This is a genomic window from Stappia sp. TSB10GB4 (assembly GCF_900185745.1).
Classification (GTDB): Bacteria; Pseudomonadota; Alphaproteobacteria; order Rhizobiales; family Stappiaceae; genus Stappia.
Genome location: NZ_FYAV01000069.1, coordinates 91,503 through 110,282, shown reverse-complemented (window position 1 = coordinate 110,282; position 18,780 = coordinate 91,503). Strand labels below are relative to the sequence as shown.

Here is an 18,780-nt window from a genome sequence, read left to right as displayed (position 1 = left end):
CGGTTTGCGATCGCCGGACCGCCATGCGGTTGCAGACCCCTCCGGCGGAGCCGCGGCGAGGACAACACCCACGGTGACGTATCGGTTCCAGCATGATACGAGGTGCAACGCAACAGTCGGCTTCAAGCTTCCGGAAATCCAGCATGTCCCAGTCCACCTCCGCCCGGCCGCTGACGGCCCGCTCCGGCGCCGCGCTCAAGGGTCGGGTCACCGTGCCCGGCGACAAATCCATCTCGCACCGCGCCCTGATGCTGGGCGCGCTGGCCGTCGGCCGGACCACCGTTTCAGGCCTGCTGGAATCGGAGGACGTGCTCAACACCGCCGCCGCCATGCGCGCCTTCGGCGCCCGCATCCGGCGCGACGACACCGGCCTGTGGAGCGTCGACGGGGCCGGGCTCGGCAGCCTGATCGAGCCGGAGACGGTGATCGACTACGGCAATGCCGGCACCGGCGTGCGCCTGGCCCTCGGCATCGTCGGCACCCATCCGATCTCCGCCACCTTCACGGGCGACGCCTCGCTGATCAAGCGGCCGATGGGCCGGGTGCTGGAGCCGCTCAGGATGATGGGCACGCGGGTGATCTCGCGCTCCGGTGACCGGCTGCCGCTGTCGGTGCACGGTCCCGGCACCGCGGCGCCGATCAGCTACCGGGTGCCGGTGCCCTCCGCCCAGGTCAAGTCGGCGGTGCTGCTGGCCGGCCTCAACGCGCCGGGCCAGACCACGGTGATCGAACCGATCCCGACCCGCGACCATACCGAGCGCATGCTGGCCGGCTTCGGCGCGACGATCCAGGTCGACCACGACGACGCCGGCGGGCGGGTGATCACCGTCACCGGCCAGGGCGAGTTGCAGGCGCAGGACGTCACCGTGCCGGCCGACCCCTCCTCCGCCGCCTTCCCGATCGTCGCGGGCCTGATCGTGCCGGGCTCCGAGGTGACCGTCGCCGACGTGCTGCTCAACGAGCACCGCACCGGCCTCCTGACCACGCTGCAGGAAATGGGCGCGGATCTGGAGATCACCAATATCCGCGAGACCGGCGGCGAGCGGCTCGGCGATGTGCGCGTGCGCCATTCGAAGCTGACCGGCGTCGAGGTGCCGGCGAGCCGCGCACCCTCGATGATCGACGAATATCCGGTGCTGGCGGTTGCCGCGGCCTTCGCGCAAGGCACCACGACCATGCTCGGCCTGGAAGAACTGAGGGTCAAGGAATCGGATCGCCTTGCGGCGGTCGCCGCGGGCCTGCGCGCCAACGGCATCGACTGCGAGGAGGGCGAGAGCAGCCTGCGGGTGCATGGGCGCAAGGGGCCGGTCGGCGGCGGCACGGTCGCCACCCATCTCGACCACCGCATCGCCATGAGCTTCCTCGTGCTCGGCCTTGCCGCCGACCACCCGGTCACGGTCGACGACGGCGGCGTCATCGCCACCAGCTTCCCGACATTCGAGGCGCTGTTTGCAGAGCTCGGCGGCGACATCGGCGAGACGGGAGAGCAGGCCGCATGATCATCGCCATCGACGGACCGGCGGCCTCGGGCAAGGGCACCCTGGCACGCCGGCTGGCCGACTATTACGGACTGCGCCATCTCGACACCGGCCTCACCTATCGCGCGGTCGCGGCCGCGCTGCTAGCGCGCGGCCTGCCGCTCGGCGACGAGGCGGTGGCGGTGGCGACGGCGCGCAATCTCGATCTGTCGCGTCTCGACCGCGACGTGCTGTCGGCGCATGAGATCGGCGAGGCGGCCTCGCGCATCGCGGTGCTGCCGGGCCTGCGCGAGGAACTGGTGCGGGCGCAGCGGCGCTTCGCGCAGGAGCCGCCCGGCGCCGTGCTGGACGGGCGCGACATCGGCACGGTGGTGTGCCCGGATGCGGACGTGAAGCTCTATGTGGTGGCGAGCGCCTCCGAGCGGGCGCGGCGGCGCACCCAGGAGCTCATCTCCAAGGGGCAGGACGCTGACTATGCGCGGGTGCTGGCGGATCTGGAGCGCCGCGACCGGCGCGATGCCGGCCGCGCCGTCGCGCCGTTGAAGCCGGCGGACGATGCGGACTTGCTCGACACGTCGGAAATGGATATAGAAACCGCGTTCAAGGCGGCTGTGGATATCGTCGATAACGTGAACGCAAGGTAGCGGTCACGACGTCGGCGCATTTTCCGTGGCTTCGGAGAGCCGGATTGTCCGCCTGGCGCGGCATCCGCGCCCATCGGCGTCAAGGTCCGGCTCGCCCGCGACCGGCCGGGGCGACGACTGGCGGACCACGGACGCGTTCTCCCTTCCGGCGAAGAGCGGCTACGGATCTCCCGCTTTAAGACATGACTGAGCGTGCGGTTTCACCTTCCGCCTCGCCGGCCCGCCCCTTGCTCGCACCGACAGGTCCGGGAGTGGCGCGGAAGCAGTTCCCGAAACGGGGGCTGCCGGATGGGGACACCGCCTGGGACCAACACAAACCCGCCGGCGACAAGCCAGATTTGGCTGCCAGGAGTTTCGATGAGCAGTTTGAACCCTACCCGCGATGATTTTGCCGCCCTTCTCGAAGAGAGCTTCGAGCAGCACGAGCTGTACGAGGGCTCCGTCGTTACCGGCACCGTGATCGCCATCGAGAAGGATCTCGCGGTGATCGACGTCGGCCTGAAGGTCGAAGGCCGCATCGCGCTGAAGGAATTCGGTGTCAAGGGACGTGACGGCGACGGCGCCGGCGTCTCGATCGGCGACAAGGTCGAGGTCTATCTGGAGCGCGTCGAGAACGCGCTCGGCGAGGCCGTCCTGTCGCGCGACAAGGCCCGCCGCGAAGAGAGCTGGGTCCGTCTCGAGGTCGCCTTCGAGGCGAACGAGAAGGTCACCGGCCAGATCTTCAACCAGGTCAAGGGCGGCTTCACCGTCGACCTCGACGGCGCCGTGGCGTTCCTGCCGCGCTCGCAGGTCGACATCCGCCCGGTCCGCGACGTCGCCCCCTTGATGCACACGCCGCAGCCGTTCCAGATCCTGAAGATGGACAAGCGCCGCGGCAACATCGTCGTGTCGCGCCGCGTCGTCCTCGAGGAGACCCGCGCCGAGCAGCGTTCGGAACTGGTCCAGAGCCTCGAGGAAGGCCAGATCATGGAAGGCGTGGTCAAGAACATCACCGACTACGGTGCGTTCGTCGACCTCGGCGGCATCGATGGCCTGCTGCACGTCACCGACATCGCGTGGCGCCGCATCAACCATCCGAGCGAGGTCCTGTCGATCGGCCAGACCGTCAAGGTCCAGATCATCCGCGTCAACCAGGACACGCACCGCATCTCGCTCGGCATGAAGCAGCTCGAGGCGGATCCGTGGGACGGCATCGAGGCCAAGTATCCGGTCGACGCCAAGTTCACCGGCCGCGTGACCAACATCACCGACTACGGCGCCTTCGTGGAGCTGGAAGCCGGCATCGAGGGCCTGATCCACGTCTCCGAGATGTCCTGGACCAAGAAGAACGTCCATCCGGGCAAGATCGTCTCCACCTCGCAGGAGGTTGAGGTGATGATCCTGGAGGTCGATCCGGTCAAGCGCCGCATCTCGCTGGGCCTGAAGCAGACCCTGCAGAACCCGTGGGAGGCCTTCGCCGAGAAGTTCCCGATCAACACCGAGGTCGAGGGCGAGGTCAAGAACAAGACCGAGTTCGGCCTGTTCATCGGTCTCGACGGCGACGTCGACGGCATGGTGCACCTCTCCGACCTCGACTGGAACCGTCCGGGCGAGCAGGTCATCGAAGAGTACAAGAAGGGCGACATGGTTCGCGCCGTCGTGCTCGACGTCGACATGGAGAAGGAGCGGATCTCGCTCGGTATCAAGCAGCTCGGCGGCGATCCGTTCGACACTGCTGCGGCCGGCGAGCTGCGCAAGGGCGCGGTGGTGACCTGCGAAGTCGTCGAGATCAAGGACGGCGGCCTGGAAGCCAAGATCGTCGACACCGACCTGACCACCTTCGTGCGTCGCGCCGACCTGTCGCGCGAGCGCGGCGACCAGCGTCCGGAGCGGTTCTCGGTCGGCGAGAAGTTCGACGCCCGCGTCACCCAGTTCGACAAGAAGACCCGCCGCGTGTCGGTCTCCATCAAGGCGCTGGAAATCGCCGAGGAGAAGGAAGCCGTCGCGCAGTACGGTTCGTCCGACTCGGGCGCCTCGCTCGGCGACATTCTCGGCGCGGCCCTCAAGGCCCGCGAGACCGACGACTGAGACCGACGCGACACCTCGCGAAAACACCGAACCCCGGCCTTTCGGTCGGGGTTCTTTCGTTTCGGGGGGAGTTGCGCCCCGCTCGGTTCAGCCGTAGCAATGCTCGGGCGCGGGATAGGCGCCGGAGCGCACCTCCTCGCCGAAGGCGCGCAGCGCCTCCATGATGCTGCCGCGACCCGCGAGATAGTCCTTGACGAACCGCGCCTTGCGGCCCTCGCCGAGGCCGAGCATGTCGTGCAGGACGAGAACCTGCGCATCGGTCGCAGGTCCCGCGCCGATGCCGATCACCGGCACCTTTGCCGCCTCGCTCACCGCCCGCCCGAGCGCGTCCGGCACGCATTCGAGCAGCAGCAGGCGGGCGCCGGCCGCCTCCAGCAGGCGGGCCTCCTCGCGGATGCGGGCGGCGGCCGCCTCGTCGCGGCCCTGCAGGCGATAGCCGCCCAGCATGTCGGCCGTCTGCGGCGTCAGGCCGAGATGGGCGCAGACCGGCATGCCGCGCTCGGCAAGGTGGCGGACCGTGTCGACGACCCAGGCGCCGCCCTCGATCTTCACCACATTGGCGCCGGCCTGCATCAGCCGCGCCGCGTTGGCGGCGGCCTGGTCGGGCGCGTTGGCCGCGCCGAAGGGCATGTCGGCAATGATCAGCGGGCGGTGCTCGCCGGCTTCGGTTCCGCGGCGCACGCAGGCCGTGTGATAGGCCATGTCGTCCATGGTGACGGGGACCGTCGAGCCGCGCCCCTGCACCACCATGCCGAGACTGTCGCCGACGAGCAGCGTCTCGAGGCCGGCGCGCGCGGCGACGGCGGCGAAGCTCGCGTCATAGGCGGTGACCATCGCGAAGCGCCGGCCCTCGCCCTTGCCCGCATCCAGCGTATTAAGGGTGATTTGCGCCATGGTTCTATGCCCCTCCCGAACCTGCTATCCTGCATTGCAGCAAAGACTGACTCGGCCTAACTGCCAGAGCGCGCCGGGTCAGGCAAGCCCGCAACGGGCACCCGGCCGGGTGCGGCTCGCAGTTCGGGCTTTTCAACCGGGGCACGGCCATGTAGCGATAGGCCGCCCCGAGGGGAGAAAATGGAAAGGTTCGGCCCATGGCCCTTGATGCGGATGCCCTCGTCGACCGGCGACGGTTGCGCCGGAAGGTGGTTTTCTGGCGCGTGTTCGCCTTTCTGCTGGCGATCGTCGCGATCGGCGGACTGCTCGCCTGGAGCGGCAACTTCGATTCGCTGTCGCGGCGCGCCGACCATGTCGCCCGGCTGCAGGTCAGCGGCCTCATCGTCGACGACAGCGACCGGGCCAAGCTGATCCGCGATCTTGCCGACAACGCCCGGGTGAAGGCGGTGATCGTCGAGCTGAACTCGCCCGGCGGCACCACGGTCGGCGGCGAGACGCTGTATCTGGCCCTGCGCGAACTGGCCGAAAAGAAGCCGGTGGTCGCCCAGATCGGCACGCTGGCCGCCTCGGCCGGCTACATGACCGCCATCGCCACCGATCACATCGTCGCCCGTCACACCTCGATCACCGGCTCCATCGGCGTCTACATCCAGTATGGCAATTTCGGCGGGCTGCTCGACACGCTCGGCGTCAAGTTCGACGTGGTCCGCTCCGGCCCGCTCAAGGCGGAGCCGAACTTCCATTCCGACCCGCCGCAGGCCGCGCGCGACAACCTGCAGGCCTTGATCGACGACAGCTACGAATGGTTCGTCGCGCGGGTGGCGGAGCGGCGCGGAATGGACGAGGAGGCCGTGCGCACCGTCGCACAGGGCGGCGTCTATTCCGGCGACACCGCCCGGCGGCTCGGACTAATCGACGCAGTCGGCGGCGAGGAAACCAGCCGCAAATGGCTGGAGAGCGAACGCGGCGTCGCCGCCTCGCTGCCGGTCGTGACCTGGCGCGTGAAACGCGAGAGCGAGCGCGGGCTGCCGCTGCTCGGCCAGGTGGCCCACTGGTTCGGCACCGGGGTCGCCAGCGGCGCGCTGCAGGCGGTCGAGGCGACCGGGGCTATCCTTCCCGAAGGCCTTGCGCTTGACGGTCTTGTATCCGTTTGGCAGGCTCGCAACGCGGCGGAAAGTCTCGACCGAACAGGGGGACGCGAATGATCAAGTCGGAACTGGTGCAGCGGATCGCCGAACAGAATCCGCATCTCTACCAGCGGGACGTTGAGAACATCGTCAACGCGATCCTCGACGAGATCACCGATGCCCTGCGCAACGGCAACCGGGTCGAGCTTCGGGGCTTTGGCGCCTTCTCGGTGAAGAACCGCCCGGCCCGAACCGGGCGCAACCCGCGCACGGGCCAGAAGGTCGAGGTGGAAGAGAAATACGTGCCCTTCTTCAAGACCGGCAAGGAGATGCGCGAGCGGCTCAACGACGGCGACGGCTCGGAAGATCCGGACGACGACGACTGAGGTCGCCCGACCGGGTCGCGGGACCGCAAGAGGGTGCCGGAGGAGGGTCGCAGGCGCAGCGGAGATCGAGCCCGCGCCCGTCCGGCCGCGCGGAGCGTCCCGCTAGGGAGCCTGACCCTTCAGGAGACTGGCCGCGCAGGAGACTGGCCGCGCAGGAGACTGGCCGTACAGGAGACTGGCCGTACAGGAGACAGGAATTGACGCGCTTTCTGAAGAACCTGGTGCTGGTGCCGATCGCTATCGTGCTGATTGCCCTCGCGGTCGCCAACCGGCATGTCGTGACCCTGTCGCTCGACCCGTTCAACCGGGCCGACCCGGCGCTCAGCGTCGACGCGCCGCTGTTCTGGATCCTGTTCGCCGCGGTCGCCTTCGGCGTGTTCATCGGCGGCGTCGCCTCCTGGGCGGCGCAGGGCAAGTGGCGCAAGGAGGCCCGCGTCAAGCGGCGCGAGGCCGACCTCTGGCACTCGGAAGCCGACCGGCTCAAGGCGGTGCAGCAGCAGGGCCAGAAACAGGCTGGCGGCGGCAAGGCGATCGCCTCGCGCAGCGCCGCCTGATCTGATCTAATCTGTTCTGATCTTCTGGCCGTCCGACGTTTCACCGGTTCGGGCGGTCGGTCAGGACTCGTCCCGCGGCGGCGTGTAGCCGGGCAGATTCCAGCCCTTGAGGATCGCCCCGCCGCGCAGGAAAAACGCCACCGAAACGCCGGCGATCGCCGCCGGCCAGGCGTCGGCCCCGAAGGAAAACAGGCCGACATAGACACCCGCCCCGACAAAGGCCGGCGTCAGGTAGAGTTCCGCCTTCAGCAGCGCCGAAGGCTGTCCGGCGATGGTGTCGCGGATGATGCCGCCGAAGGTCGCGGTCGCCACCCCCATCAGCACGGCCACCGTCGGCGGGTGGCCGAGCGACAGCGTCTTCGCCGCCCCCATCACCGAATAGGCCGCAAGGCCCATGGCATCGACCCAGCGCAGCGGCTTGCTCAGCCGCTCCACGGGCGGAATGACGAACCACATCAGCGCGCCGATGGCGATGCAGACGACGAGATAGATCTCGTTCTCGACCCAGAACACCGGTGCGTCGAGCAGCAGGTCGCGCAGCGTGCCGCCGCCGACGCCGGTGAACACGGCAAAGAAGACGAAGGCGAGGCAGTCGAGCCGCAGGCGCGAGGCGACGATGGCCCCCGTCACCGCGAAAACGGCAACACCGAGAAAATCGAGGATCTGGAGCATTGTCGCCATGCGGCGATGCTAGGCTGTAATCCCGCGCATCCGCAATGACCGAAATCGGGGCACCGCCCGCTGTCCCCGTATTGCGACGAGCCGGACTTTTGTAAGGGCTACGCTGATCAGGCTTTAGGTGAGGCCCGCATCCATCATCGCTATCACAGCATCTATGATGCTGGAGCGCGTCGATCACGCCTGCGGCTATGGCCAACGTCGCGTGAGCTACTTCTGTTCTCTAGATCGGGGGGATATTTCCAGCCTCGTATTCGTCTTTTATAGGAAGCTTGTCGAAAGGCGGCTCATATCCTTGCGCATCGTATTGGAAGCGCGGAATTTCGCCTAACGACGATGGGACTCCATAATCGACAAACGCGTATTCCGTGCCACTTACTGGCGACTTTGTTCGATGAATTCCTTTTGCCGGCATGCGAATGCTCCCAACTCTTGCACTTAAACAGACAACAAGAACTGGGCGCTTTGGATAGATATCAAGGAAACAGGATTCCAAACCGAGACACTACCGCCTTGCGCGGAGACACGCCGAAACAGGCAGAGAAGGAAAAGGCAGCGGGCACTGCGCAGGCGCGCGCAAGGGCGCGCCTGCAAGGTCTTTCACGCGCCGAGAGCCGCGCCCTCGAGTCGCTGGGAGAGCGGTACGGCCCTCAGGCGGTGCGGTCGACCGTCGAGCCTGGCTCGGCCAGGGGCGCCTCGCCCTCCGGCTTGCGCTCCTTCGGCCCGCCCTTCGACACGCCGACAAGGGCGGGACGCAGGACGCGGTCGCCGATGACGTAGCCGGCCTGCATCACCTGCACGACGGTGTTGTTCGGCACCTCGGTGTTGGGCACCTCGAACATCGCTTGGTGGAAATTCGGATCGAACCGCTCGCCGGCCGGGTCGATGCGGCGCACGCCGTGCTTCTCGAGCTGGTTGATCATCTCGCGCTCGGTCATTTCGACGCCCTCGATCAGGGCGCGCATGGCCTCGTCGGCGGCTGTGCGGGCGTCCGCGGAGATCGCCTCCAGCGCCCGGCGCAGGTTGTCGCCGACGCCCAGCATGTCGCGCGCGAAGCTCGCGGCGGCATATTGCTTGCTGTCGCGGATTTCCTTCTCCGTGCGCCGGCGCAGGTTCTCCATCTCCGCCATGGTGCGGAGCATGCGGTCCTTCAACTCGGCGTTTTCCGCCAGCAGCGCCTCGGTCGGATCGAGCGTGGCCTGCGCCTCGCCGCCGCTCTCGGCCTCGTGGCCGGTCGCGACATCCTCGGGGGTGATATTGGTCTTGTCGTTGCTGTCGTTCATGGTCTTCCCGGCAATGCTCGGCGTCTTCAGGGTCGGTGCGTCAGGATCGGCGCGTCAGGGTCGACGCGGTGCGGCCGGCCCGATCGGGGCGGTCCACGCAAGACGCACCGCTCCGGTCCACCACACCTGACGGGCCGGAGCAGCGTGATTCGGGTGAGGTCCGTCCGGAACCGGAACGCGTTAGATCGCGGTCTGGATCCAGGCGGCCAGCTTGTTCTTCGGCGCCGCACCGATCTGCGTGGAAACCGGCTGGCCGTCCTTGAACAGGATGAGCGTGGGGATGGAGCGCACCCCGTACTTCATTGCCATGTTCTGGTTCTCGTCGATGTTGAGCTTGGCGATCTTCACCTGCCCGCTCATCTCCTCGGAGATTTCCTCAAGCGCCGGCGCGATCATCTTGCACGGACCGCACCATTCGGCCCAGAAATCCACCACGACGGTGCCGGACGCCTGCAGGACGTCGGCTTCAAAGCTCTCATCGGTCACGACTGAAGTGGCCATTTCATGCCCTTTCCAAAAGCTCGCGGATGCGACGCACCCTTTCGTTGCCCCGAACGTAGGAAGGCGGCCCGCCCGCGTCAAGCAAGCGTTGGGTCGCACCCATGTCGCTGCGGACTCAGGCGGGCGCGAGCGCCGCCACCGCCGCGTCCATCGCCTCTGCCGGCAGTTCCACCAGCTTCGGCCCTGCCGTATAGACCAGCGCGGCGCGCACCAAGCGCCCGGGCCAGATGTCGGCGAGCAACCGGCGATAGACCGCAAGCTGCACCACATAGGCCTCGCCGACCTCCCCCGGCACCCCCGGCACCCGGCGGTCGGTCTTGAAGTCGAGGATCCACACCGCGTCCTCGTCGACCCGCAGCCGGTCGATCTGGCCGGAGACCTCATAGGCCGAGCCGTCGGCAAGGCGCAGCGTGCCGGCGAGCGGCACTTCCGCGCGAGCATCGCCCGAGAAGACGGCGGCAAAACCGGGATGGTCGAGAACGGCAAGCGCCTCCGTCAGCAGTTGCTCCGTCCTTGCGGCAAAGACCGGGCTCAGGGCATGGGCGAGGTAGCGTTCGCCGGCGGCGCGGCGGGCGTCCCTCGGCAGTTCGGGCAGCAGTTGCAGCAGCCGGTGCAGGTGGCGGCCGCGCTCCAGCGCGAAGTCGGGCGCGGCCCGCGCTTCCGCCAGCCGGTCGGTCGCCGGCACGGGCTCAGTCCCCTCCTTCGCCTCCATCTCGTCGAAGGCCTCGGAGGGGCGCAGGCGGCGCGGCCGCTCGATTGCGGCGACGGGGGCGAACAGCCAGGCGGGGGCGGGCGCGCCGGCCGCCTCGCTCGCCTCGTCCCCGACCCGCGCCAGCAGCGGCGCCGGCGCGGTCGTGCCGGGGCGCTGCCAGATGCGGCAGGGCCCGCCGTCTCCCGCCTCGCCGTCGCGGGCGCCCGGCTCCAGCGCTTTTGCCACCAGCGCGTGCCAGCACTCATCCGACTGGCCGCGCGCCGGCATCCAGCCGCAGACCACCAGCCGGTCGCGGGCGCGCGTCATCGCCACATAGAGCAGGCGGCGATATTCGTCGGCCGCCGCCTGGCGCAGGGCGTCCAGCCGCTCGCCGTGCCAGGGGCTGCGCTCGGCCTTGACCGGGTTCCACACAAGGCCGGTGACCTCGCCGAGAGTGCCCGGCATCGCCCGCTCGATGAACACCGGATCGTGATGGGCGCTGACCGGCGCCGCGCCGCCATCGACCAGCACGACGAGCGGCGCCTCCAGCCCCTTCGCCCCGTGCACGGTCATGATCCGCACCACGCCGCGCGCCGCGTTGAGCTCGCGCTTCACCTCGGTGGGCGCGGCCGCGAACCAGGCAAGGAAGCCCTCCAGCCCCGGCACCCCAGTCTGCTCGAAGGCCAGCGTCACCGCCAGGAACTCGTCGAGCACGTCGTCGACCTCCGAGCCGAGGCGGGCGCGGAAGGCGCGGCGCCCGCCGTCGGCACCCAGCAGACGCGAGAAGAACTCGAAGGGCGGCAGGAAGTCGGCGCGCGCGCGCCAGGTCTCGATCCGCTCGCGCGCCCGCTCGAATGCCGGATCGCCCTCCGCCTGCCGGCGCAGCGACTGCCACAGCGTGCCGGAGCGCAAGGCAGCCCCGTCGGGGCGGGCGAGGCGGAACAACGCTTCGTCGTCGAGGCCGATCAGCGGGCTCTTCAGCAGGCAGGCGAGCGACAGGTCGTCCTCGGGCAGCAAGAGGAAGCGGCCGAGCGCCAGCAGGTCCTCGACCGCGATATGGTCGTTGAGCACCAAGCGGTCGCTGCCGGCCACCGGCACGCCCTCGCGCTTCAGCGCCCGTGTCAGCGCATCGACAAAGGGCCCGCGCTTGCGCACCAGCACCAGGACGTCGCCGGGCGCCGCCTCGCCGCTCGTCCACCAGCCGCGCACGCAGCGCGCCAGCCGGTCGGCCAGCCGCAGCATCGGGCTGCCCGCGCCGATGCGGTCGACCGGCGCGGTCCAGTCGTCGGGCACCTCCTGCGCCACCGGTTCTTCCGGCGGCCAGATCTCGATCATGCCCGGATCGTTGCGCCGCACCGCCTCGTGCACCGGCGCGCCCGCCTCCCGCGACAGGCCGGAATGCATGTCGGGCGCTTCGAACACCGTGTCGACGGCGGAGAGCACATCGGGCCGCGAGCGGAAGGAGAGCGTCAGTTCGACCCGCTCGAACGCCGCCTCGGCATCCCGCGCCCGCCCCTCGAAATAGCGGCGCATGTCGGCGAAATAGGCCGGCACCGCGCCCTGGAACGAATAGATCGACTGCTTCTCGTCGCCGACGGCAAAGAGCGTGCGGGTGCGCGGGTGCGCCGAGGCGCCGGCGAAGAACTCCTCGGCCAGCGCCTGCACCACCCGCCACTGGTGCGGGCTGGTGTCCTGCGCCTCGTCGACGAGGATATGATCGAGGCCCTGGTCGAGCTTGTACTGCACCCAGAGCGCCGCATCCGCGCGCGACAAGAGGCTCGCCGTGCGTACGATCAGGTCCTCGAAATCCATCAGCCCGCGGCGGGTCTTCTCGGCCTCGTAGATGTCGAGCATGGCATCGGCGAGCCGCAGCGCTGCCTCCGTGCCGGCGAGCGCATAGGCGATCCGCCGCCGCTCGAGCAGCGCCAACAGCCGTTCCTGCTCGGCGTAAAGCCGCTCGACAACTTGCGGGAAATTCTCTTCCACCTTCTTGGTCGCCAGCGACTTGGTCGGCGCGAGGTCCTTGTTGAGGAAGACCCGCTGCCAGACCTCCCACCACGCGTCCGGCGTACCGGCGAGCCGGGCCGCCATGCGCAGCCGTTCGGCCCGCTCGATGTCGCGCGCGCCGCCGCTCGCCAGCGCCTCGGCATAGGCCAGTGCCTCCTGCGGCGAGATCGAGACCTCCTCGCAAAGCGCCGCGTCGAGGCGGGCGAGCGTCTCGCCTTCCGAAAGGCCGAAAGCCTCGGCGAGTTGCGCCAGCGCCGCCTCCAGCGAGCCGGCATCCTGCAGCCAGCGGCGCAGCGTGTCGCGGCGGGCGATCAGGTCGGCAAGCGCCGTCTCCACCGTCTTGTCGGGGAGTTCGGAGACCAGATGCACCAGCGCCCGGCCCAGCCGGCTCTCCGGCTCGCGCTCGGCCAGCGCCAGCACGCGCGAACGGGCGCCGGCGAGAAGATCCGCCGCCTGCCGGTCGTCGAGCACCTGGAAATGGCCGGCGACATTCGCCTCCAGCGGAAACTGGTGCAGGATCGCCTCGCAAAAGGCGTGGATCGTCTGGATCTTCAGCCCGCCCGGCGTCTCCAGCGCCACGGCGAAGAGATGGCGCGCCCGCGCCAGTCCGCGCGCATCCGGCCGCCGTCCCTCGATGACCTCCAGTTCCTTCGCCAGCGCCTCGTCGGTCAGCGCGATCCACGAGCCCAGCGTCTCGAAGACGCGGGTCGCCATTTCGGAGGCCGCCGCCTTGGTGAAGGTCAGGCAGAGGATGCGCGAGGGCGCGGTGCCGGCGAGCAGCAGGCGGATCACCCGCCGCGCCAGAACGAAGGTCTTGCCCGAGCCGGCATTGGCGCTGACCCAGGCCGAGCGCAGCGGGTCGGCGGCCCGCGCCTGTTTCTCGCGCGTCGCGAGAGGGATCTCGAAGGTGCTCATTCCTCCTCCCCTCCACCCAGCGCCCATTCTCGCACCCGCGCCAGATGGTCGTAAGGACCGGACATCTCCGCTTCCTTGCGCACCCTGGCGCGCGACAGATAGCCCTTTTGCGGGTTTTCATAGCCGGCAAAGAGTTTCACCGTACGGGCCAGCGCCTCCGCCGCTAACTCGTCGACGCTGGCGATCTTCGGCGTCCGGTCCTGCCATTCCAGCGGCGTGCGCCCGCCGGTGAGACGCAGATAGGCGAGCGTCGCGACGGGCGCTGCCCTATCGACCTCGCCGAAGGCGCCCTTGCCGATCATCGCCACTTCCAGCGGCAATTGCGGCGCCAGCAGCGCGGCGACCTCCTTGTCGCTCGGCGCCTGCCCGGTCTTGTAGTCGATCACCGCCAGCGTGCCATCGGCCATCTGGTCGATACGGTCGGCCCGCGCCGACAGGGTGACGCGGCCGCCGGGGGCAAGATCGAGCTCCAGCGCGCCGGGGATCTCCAGATGGCGGCCGACGATCAGGTTCGCGCGGCCTGCCTCGTGGCGGATGAAGGCGGCGGCGATCCGCTCGAAGCGCAGCCACCATACGGCGCGGATCGCCGGGAAGGCATCGAGCGGGGCGAACTGCGCCCGGCCGATCGCCAGCAAATGCGCCAGCGCCGCCGCGTCGAACGGGCCGTGCCAGCTCTTCAGGAAGTCGGCGAGGCAATCGTGGATCAGCGTGCCCTTTTCCGCCGCGCCCGGATCGCCGCCGATCGGCTCGACCGGGTCCAGCACCAGCACCTTGCGGGCATAGAGCGCATACGGATCGCGGATCAGCAGCTCCACCTCGGTCACCGAGATCCGGCGCGGGCGGGCGGCAACGGGCGGCGCCGGTTCCGGCCGCGCGATCGGCGCAACTCCCGCCTCGGCCCGGTCGAGATGGGCGGCGAGCGCCAGCACGGCCTGCCCCCGCGCCTGCATCGCGGCGGTGACGCCGTGGCCCAGCAGCGTCGTCAGCCGCAGCAGCCAGCGCGAGGCGACGGCCGGCGCGCCGCCAGAGCGCTCGGCCCGCGACAGGATGACCTGTCTTGCGCCCAGCGCCTGCGAGAAATCATGGGCGGCCGCGCCGATGCGCCGCTCCGGCGGGTCGAGGCCGAGCCCGCCCTTCATCGGCCGGTTGAGCCAGGGGTCGTTGCGCGTCGCCTGCGGCCAGTTGCCCTCGTTGAGCGCCCCCAGCACCAGCAGGTCGAAGTCCTGCAGCCGCGCCTCCATCGGCCCGAAGATCGCAATGCGCGGATCGCCCGGCAGGCGGCGGCGGACATTGATGCCGGAGACGAGGGCGATGAACATGTCCGGCCAGTCGGCGGCGGGCGCCGCGAGGCCGGCGGGACCGGCGGCGATCATCCCGGCAAAGGCGGCGGCGAGCCCCTCGCCGGCCTCGCCGGCATAGAGCTCGTCGGAACGGCCTTCCTCGTCGCAGGCCAGCCGCACCAGCACCGCCTCGTGGTCGGCGGCAAGCTGCACCACGTCGACCGGCTCGCGCGTCTCCGCATGGCGCTCCAGCGGAACCAGCGCCTGCGCCAACCTATCGACGAGGTCGGCGACATCCTCCCAGTCGTCCTCGTGGAGCTTCTGCCAGCGCGGCAGCCGCGGCGGGCTCTCGCCCTCCGTTGCCAGCCGCCGCGCGGCGGCAACCGCCTCGCGCAGGCCGCCGGTTCCGGCCCTGGCGCGCGGCCCGCGCAGCACCGCGCGCTCCAGGGCGCGCGCCGCGGCGCGGATCTTGTTAGACGGCAAACCAAGCCGCGTCAGCGGGTGTTTCAGCAGGGCGAGCAGCGCCACCGGCTCCAGCCCGTCCAGCGCCAGCCGGGCGGCGAGGCGGGCGAGCACGCCGGGCGCGGTCTGGTCGAGCGGGCGGCCGGCGCTGTCGTCCGGCTGCAAGCCCCAGCGCGACAATTCGACGGCGACCCGGCGGGCGAGCGTCCTGTCCGGCGTCACCAGCGCCGCCGTCTTGCCCTCCTCGACAGCCGCGCGCAGGGCGGTGGCAACAGCCAGCGCCTCCTCCGCCTCGTTGCGCGCCGCCATCAGCGCCACATCGGCGAAGGCGCCAGCCCGCGCCTCTTCCGGAATCTCGGCAACGACCCTCGGCCAGACATCCGTCGTCTCGGCCGGCCGCAAGGCCTCGGCGACCAGCCGGTCGCGCAGCCGCAGGGCTTCGCTCGCTCCTATCGCCAGCGGCACCACCTCGCCGCGCGAGATCTTCAGCGCGCCGGCGAGCCGCGCCATGCCGTATTGCGGATGGCTGGGGCTCCCCGAAACGCCCTCGCCCCCCAGGATCGCCCGCCAACTGTCCTCGTCCATCGCCGCATCGAAGCCGGGCAGCACCACGGCACCGCGCTCCAGCCCGGCGATGACGGCGAGCAGGTCGGCAATCGCCGGGATCGAGCCGGTGGCGCCGGCGGCGATCACCGGCCCGCGCGGCGGGGCCTGGCGCAGCCGCTCCGCCTCGCGCCGCAGCAGCATTGAGCGCCGCGCCTTCGGATCGCTCGCCGCGCGGCTGGCCAGATAGGCCGGCCAGTGCTCCATGGCGATCTTCAGGAAGTCCAGCGTGATCTGCCAGTAGCGGGCATGGTCCTCCGGCACCAGGCCGGCAAGGCCGGTCCAGGAGATCTCCTCCGTCGCCATCTCGTCCATCAGGGCCAGCAGATCGCCGGCGAGCCACGCGGCATCGGCGGCGGAGGCAGGCGCGCGCAGCACCGCGCCGGGCGGCAGGCCCAGCACCTCGCGGCGCAGCGCCCCCTCCCAGGCCTGCACCAGCCGGGTCATGGCGAAGCGCCGCTCCATCTCGGGCAGCGCCGGCGGCAAGCCGTCGGCCCAGGCCTCGACCTGCAACAGGTGCAGGTCCTCCTCGACATCGCCGAGCGGGCGGATCGCCGGCAGCAGCACCGGCGCCCCGCCCAGCTTCTCGCGGATCAGCGGGGCGATGGCGCGGGCGGCGCGGCGGGTCGGCAGGTAGAGCGTCAGGTCGGCCAGCGCCAGCGGGTCGGCGGCCGGGTCGAGACCGGGCACCAGCCGCCCGTCGAACAGGGCGTCGACCAGGGTCCGCAGGAAGGGCGCGGAGGGCGGGATCGTATGGACTCGCGGCGCTGCCTTACCCGTCATCGGTCTCCGCCTCCCCTTGCGCCGTCAAGCGGCGCTGTCGCGGATGGCGCGTTCGGCGGCATCGATCGCCTCCGGCGTGCCGACATGCAGCCAGATCCCCTCCATCAGCACGCCGAACAGGGTGCCGCGCTCGATCGCCGCGTCGAACAGGCGGTTGAGCGAAAAGGCCCCGGCCGGCGCGCCGTCGAACAGGCGCGGATGCAGGATCGCCCCGCCGACATAGGCGAAGGGCGCGACCTCGCGCTCTGCCCGCCGCGCCAGGCGTCCGTCCCCATCCATCACGAAGTCGCCCTTGCCGTCATAGCCGACGGCGGTGACGAGACCGGACAAGAGCAGCAGGGCGTCCATCTTCTGCGGGTCGAAGTGCCTTGCCAGATGCTCCAGATTGGGCCTCACGCCCTCGATCCAGGTGCTGTCGGAATTGAGCAGGTAGAACGGCTCCTCGCCGAGCAGCGGCAGCGCCTTGACGACACCGCCGCCGGTTTCCAGCAGCTCGGCACGCTCGTCGGAGATCAGCACCTTGGGCGGTCCCTGCCAGCGCAGGGCATGCACTTCGACGAGATCGGCAAGGTAATGCACGTTGACGACGACGGTCTCGACGCCGGCGGCAACCAGCTTGTCGAAGGCCCGGTCGAGCAGCGCCCGCCCGGCGATCGAGACGAGCGGCTTGGGCGTCGTCGCGGTGATCGGGCGCATGCGCTTGCCCATGCCGGCCGACAGCACGATGGCCCGCTTCGGGCCTCGAACGTCCGCCTGTTTCCTCGCCCCGATATCCGTATCTGCCTGCAAGTCCGCCTCTTTCCGTTGGGTGGATGCCCCCGCCGTTTCTCCTGCCCCGCGCCGCCTCGGGGCCCGGCCCGCTCAGCCGGTCTCGCCGAGGCGGCCGTCGAACCAGCCGGCCAGTTCGGCAAGCTCGGGATGGCGCAGGCAGCGGGTGAGATACTCGCGCACGCGCGGCAGATGCACAAGGTAGCCGGGCTTTTCGTCCCGCACGGCGAGCCGGGTGAAGATGCCGAGGATCTTGGTCGCCCGCTGCGCACCCATGATGGCGTAATCGCGGCGGAAGGCCGCCTCGTCGAAGCCGGGCGAGGTGGCGTGCCGCCGGGCGAGATAGTGCCCGACGATCTGCTGCTCCAGCTCCGCCGGCACATCGACGCGCGCGTCCATCGCCAGCGAGGCGACGTCATAGGCGGCCGGGCCGATCATCGCGTCCTGGGTGTCGACGAGGCCCAGGCGGTCGGTGCCCTCGCCCTCCTCGCGCCAGATCAGGTTGGGCGAGTGGTAGTCGCGCAGCACCCAGTTGCGGTCCCGCGACGCGCGCTCGAACAGCGGCGCCCAGCAGGCCGCGAAGGTCTCTTCCAGGGCATCGGACACCGTCTCCCCCATATGCGGCAGATACCATTGGAGGAACAGTCCGGCCTCGACCCGCATCGCCCGCGGGTCGAAGTGCGGCAGCCGGTAGCTGCCGCCGCCGCAAGCATCCGGCAGCGGCAGATCCGCCTGCGGCGGCGCGCCATGGAGCCTTGCCAGCAGCTCGGCGGCAGCAAGATAGCGCTCCGCCACCGGCCGGCCGGCCTCGACGACGCTGCCGCGCCCGAGGTCCTCCTGCAGCACCAGCCCGGCCGCCAGATCCGCGCCGAGGGTGCGCGGTGCGCGCAGGCCGCGCGCGCGCAAGGCCTCGGTGACGGCGACCACCGCGTCGACCCCATCGGTGAGGTGCACGAGCTGGCGATAGCTCAGCCCGTCGCGCAGCACCGGCTGCGGCGGCAGCGGCGCCGAATCGATCAGCACCGCGCGATCCGCCCCCGCCTGCACCGTCTCGAACCGGCGGGCCGAGGCATCCGCCGCAAAGCGCCTTCGGCTGGCGCCGGCAAACCCGCTCGCCTCGATCAGCCGGCGGATCGCCAGCGTGCGCTCCAGCCGCGCGCGCCAGGCCTCGTTCGGCGGCAGCAGGGTGATCGCGCGCGCCTGCGGCGTGTCGCCGGCGGCGAGGCGCAAGATGAGCCGGTTTCCCGGCAGGCGCGCGGCCGCCCGCTCCGGCCATTCGATCAGCGCGGCGCCGGTCTCCAGCACCTCGTCGAGGCCGAGTTCGTCCAGTTCCTCCTCGTCCTCCAGCCGGTAGAGGTCGAAATGCGCGACCGGCAGGGCGGTCAGCGGATAGGTCTGGACGAGGGTGAAGGTCGGGCTCGGCACCTCCAGCGCGGGATCGTCGGCGAGCGTCCGCAGCAGGGCCCGTGCGAAGGTCGACTTACCGGCGCCGAGGTCGCCGACCAGGCACAGGCAGTCGCCGGGCTGGAGCAGCATGGCGATGTCCTCGGCAAGGCGGCGGGTCGCCGCCTCATCGCCGCAGAACAGGGCGATCGCGCCGGCGCCGGGATCTGGCTCCCCCTGCCGGCGGGACGATGCGGGGCCGGTGTCGCTCATGCG

At 70.2% G+C, this 18,780-nt stretch carries 14 protein-coding genes; 6 read left to right on the top strand and 8 right to left on the bottom strand.

Going from position 1 to position 18,780, the window contains the following annotated elements:
- Nucleotides 1-143: 143 nt before the first annotated feature.
- The 3 genes from aroA (at nucleotide 144) to rpsA (ending at nucleotide 4,189) form a co-directional block, all read left to right on the top strand.
- Nucleotides 144-1,499: a 3-phosphoshikimate 1-carboxyvinyltransferase gene (aroA, locus tag TSB10GB4_RS19980; protein ID WP_186397172.1), complete on the top strand. Its 1,356-nt coding sequence runs from the start codon at nucleotides 144-146 to the stop codon at nucleotides 1,497-1,499.
- The gene (gene cmk, locus TSB10GB4_RS19975) at nucleotides 1,496-2,122 is read left to right on the top strand and encodes a (d)CMP kinase (protein WP_186397171.1); all 627 of its coding nucleotides are present in this window, start codon (nucleotides 1,496-1,498) and stop codon (nucleotides 2,120-2,122) included. Before aroA ends, cmk begins: the two co-directional genes overlap by 4 nt.
- A 357-nt stretch (nucleotides 2,123-2,479) precedes the next feature.
- Nucleotides 2,480-4,189, top strand: a complete 1,710-nt coding sequence (rpsA, locus tag TSB10GB4_RS19970) for a 30S ribosomal protein S1 (protein ID WP_186388759.1) — start codon at nucleotides 2,480-2,482, stop codon at nucleotides 4,187-4,189.
- Nucleotides 4,190-4,276: 87 nt separating this feature from the next.
- Here the strand turns inward: rpsA and panB are convergent, their stop codons facing one another.
- Nucleotides 4,277-5,083: a 3-methyl-2-oxobutanoate hydroxymethyltransferase gene (gene panB, locus TSB10GB4_RS19965; RefSeq protein WP_186397170.1), complete on the bottom strand. Its 807-nt coding sequence runs from the start codon at nucleotides 5,081-5,083 to the stop codon at nucleotides 4,277-4,279.
- Nucleotides 5,084-5,280: 197 nt separating this feature from the next.
- On the opposite strand from panB, the gene sppA reads away from it, so the two are divergent.
- The 3 genes from sppA to TSB10GB4_RS19950 all read left to right on the top strand — a co-directional run bounded on the left by sppA (nucleotide 5,281) and on the right by TSB10GB4_RS19950 (nucleotide 7,150).
- Nucleotides 5,281-6,288 (top strand): signal peptide peptidase SppA, encoded by a 1,008-nt coding sequence (gene sppA / locus TSB10GB4_RS19960; RefSeq protein WP_186397169.1) that lies wholly within the window; start codon nucleotides 5,281-5,283, stop codon nucleotides 6,286-6,288.
- Nucleotides 6,285-6,596, top strand: a complete 312-nt coding sequence (locus TSB10GB4_RS19955; protein WP_186388755.1) for an integration host factor subunit beta — start codon at nucleotides 6,285-6,287, stop codon at nucleotides 6,594-6,596. Before sppA ends, TSB10GB4_RS19955 begins: the two co-directional genes overlap by 4 nt.
- Nucleotides 6,597-6,793: 197 nt before the next feature.
- Nucleotides 6,794-7,150: a LapA family protein gene (locus tag TSB10GB4_RS19950; RefSeq protein ID WP_186388754.1), complete on the top strand. Its 357-nt coding sequence runs from the start codon at nucleotides 6,794-6,796 to the stop codon at nucleotides 7,148-7,150.
- Between the two features lie 60 nt (nucleotides 7,151-7,210).
- On the opposite strand, the gene TSB10GB4_RS19945 is transcribed toward TSB10GB4_RS19950, so the two are convergent.
- From TSB10GB4_RS19945 to tsaE, 7 genes are all read right to left on the bottom strand, one after another.
- Nucleotides 7,211-7,831: a trimeric intracellular cation channel family protein gene (locus TSB10GB4_RS19945; protein ID WP_186397168.1), complete on the bottom strand. Its 621-nt coding sequence runs from the start codon at nucleotides 7,829-7,831 to the stop codon at nucleotides 7,211-7,213.
- A gap of 647 nt (nucleotides 7,832-8,478) precedes the next feature.
- A complete protein-coding gene (gene grpE, locus TSB10GB4_RS19940) occupies nucleotides 8,479-9,111 on the bottom strand; it encodes a nucleotide exchange factor GrpE (RefSeq protein ID WP_186397167.1) in 633 nt (210 codons plus the stop codon).
- Between the two features lie 180 nt (nucleotides 9,112-9,291).
- A complete protein-coding gene (gene trxA, locus TSB10GB4_RS19935; RefSeq protein WP_186397166.1) occupies nucleotides 9,292-9,612 on the bottom strand; it encodes a thioredoxin in 321 nt (106 codons plus the stop codon).
- 115 nt (nucleotides 9,613-9,727) lie between these two features.
- Nucleotides 9,728-13,225 carry a double-strand break repair helicase AddA gene (gene addA, locus TSB10GB4_RS19930; RefSeq protein WP_208984892.1) on the bottom strand — a complete coding sequence of 1,166 codons (3,498 nt, stop codon included), beginning with the start codon at nucleotides 13,223-13,225 and terminating at the stop codon, nucleotides 9,728-9,730.
- Nucleotides 13,222-16,353 (bottom strand): double-strand break repair protein AddB, encoded by a 3,132-nt coding sequence (addB, locus tag TSB10GB4_RS19925; RefSeq protein ID WP_186397164.1) that lies wholly within the window; start codon nucleotides 16,351-16,353, stop codon nucleotides 13,222-13,224. Before addB ends, addA begins: the two co-directional genes overlap by 4 nt.
- A 24-nt stretch (nucleotides 16,354-16,377) precedes the next feature.
- Nucleotides 16,378-17,142, bottom strand: coding sequence for a nucleotidyltransferase family protein (locus TSB10GB4_RS19920; protein ID WP_256376600.1), 765 nt, complete (start codon nucleotides 17,140-17,142; stop codon nucleotides 16,378-16,380).
- 72 nt (nucleotides 17,143-17,214) lie between these two features.
- Nucleotides 17,215-18,777, bottom strand: a complete 1,563-nt coding sequence (gene tsaE / locus TSB10GB4_RS19915; RefSeq protein ID WP_186397163.1) for a tRNA (adenosine(37)-N6)-threonylcarbamoyltransferase complex ATPase subunit type 1 TsaE — start codon at nucleotides 18,775-18,777, stop codon at nucleotides 17,215-17,217.
- Nucleotides 18,778-18,780: the final 3 nt, after the last annotated feature.

Excerpts from the sequence above, each read along its gene's own strand:
- sppA (WP_186397169.1), top strand. The coding sequence starts at position 5,281 with ATGGCCCTTGATGCGGATGCCCTCGTCGACCGGCGACGGTTGCGCCGG.
- tsaE (WP_186397163.1), bottom strand. The coding sequence starts at position 18,777 with ATGAGCGACACCGGCCCCGCATCGTCCCGCCGGCAGGGGGAGCCAGAT.
- aroA (WP_186397172.1), top strand. The coding sequence starts at position 144 with ATGTCCCAGTCCACCTCCGCCCGGCCGCTGACGGCCCGCTCCGGCGCC.
- cmk (WP_186397171.1), top strand. The coding sequence starts at position 1,496 with ATGATCATCGCCATCGACGGACCGGCGGCCTCGGGCAAGGGCACCCTG.
- grpE (WP_186397167.1), bottom strand. The coding sequence starts at position 9,111 with ATGAACGACAGCAACGACAAGACCAATATCACCCCCGAGGATGTCGCG.
- trxA (WP_186397166.1), bottom strand. The coding sequence starts at position 9,612 with ATGGCCACTTCAGTCGTGACCGATGAGAGCTTTGAAGCCGACGTCCTG.
- addA (WP_208984892.1), bottom strand. The coding sequence starts at position 13,225 with ATGAGCACCTTCGAGATCCCTCTCGCGACGCGCGAGAAACAGGCGCGG.
- rpsA (WP_186388759.1), top strand. The coding sequence starts at position 2,480 with ATGAGCAGTTTGAACCCTACCCGCGATGATTTTGCCGCCCTTCTCGAA.
- addB (WP_186397164.1), bottom strand. The coding sequence starts at position 16,353 with ATGACGGGTAAGGCAGCGCCGCGAGTCCATACGATCCCGCCCTCCGCG.
- panB (WP_186397170.1), bottom strand. The coding sequence starts at position 5,083 with ATGGCGCAAATCACCCTTAATACGCTGGATGCGGGCAAGGGCGAGGGC.
- TSB10GB4_RS19955 (WP_186388755.1), top strand. The coding sequence starts at position 6,285 with ATGATCAAGTCGGAACTGGTGCAGCGGATCGCCGAACAGAATCCGCAT.
- TSB10GB4_RS19945 (WP_186397168.1), bottom strand. The coding sequence starts at position 7,831 with ATGGCGACAATGCTCCAGATCCTCGATTTTCTCGGTGTTGCCGTTTTC.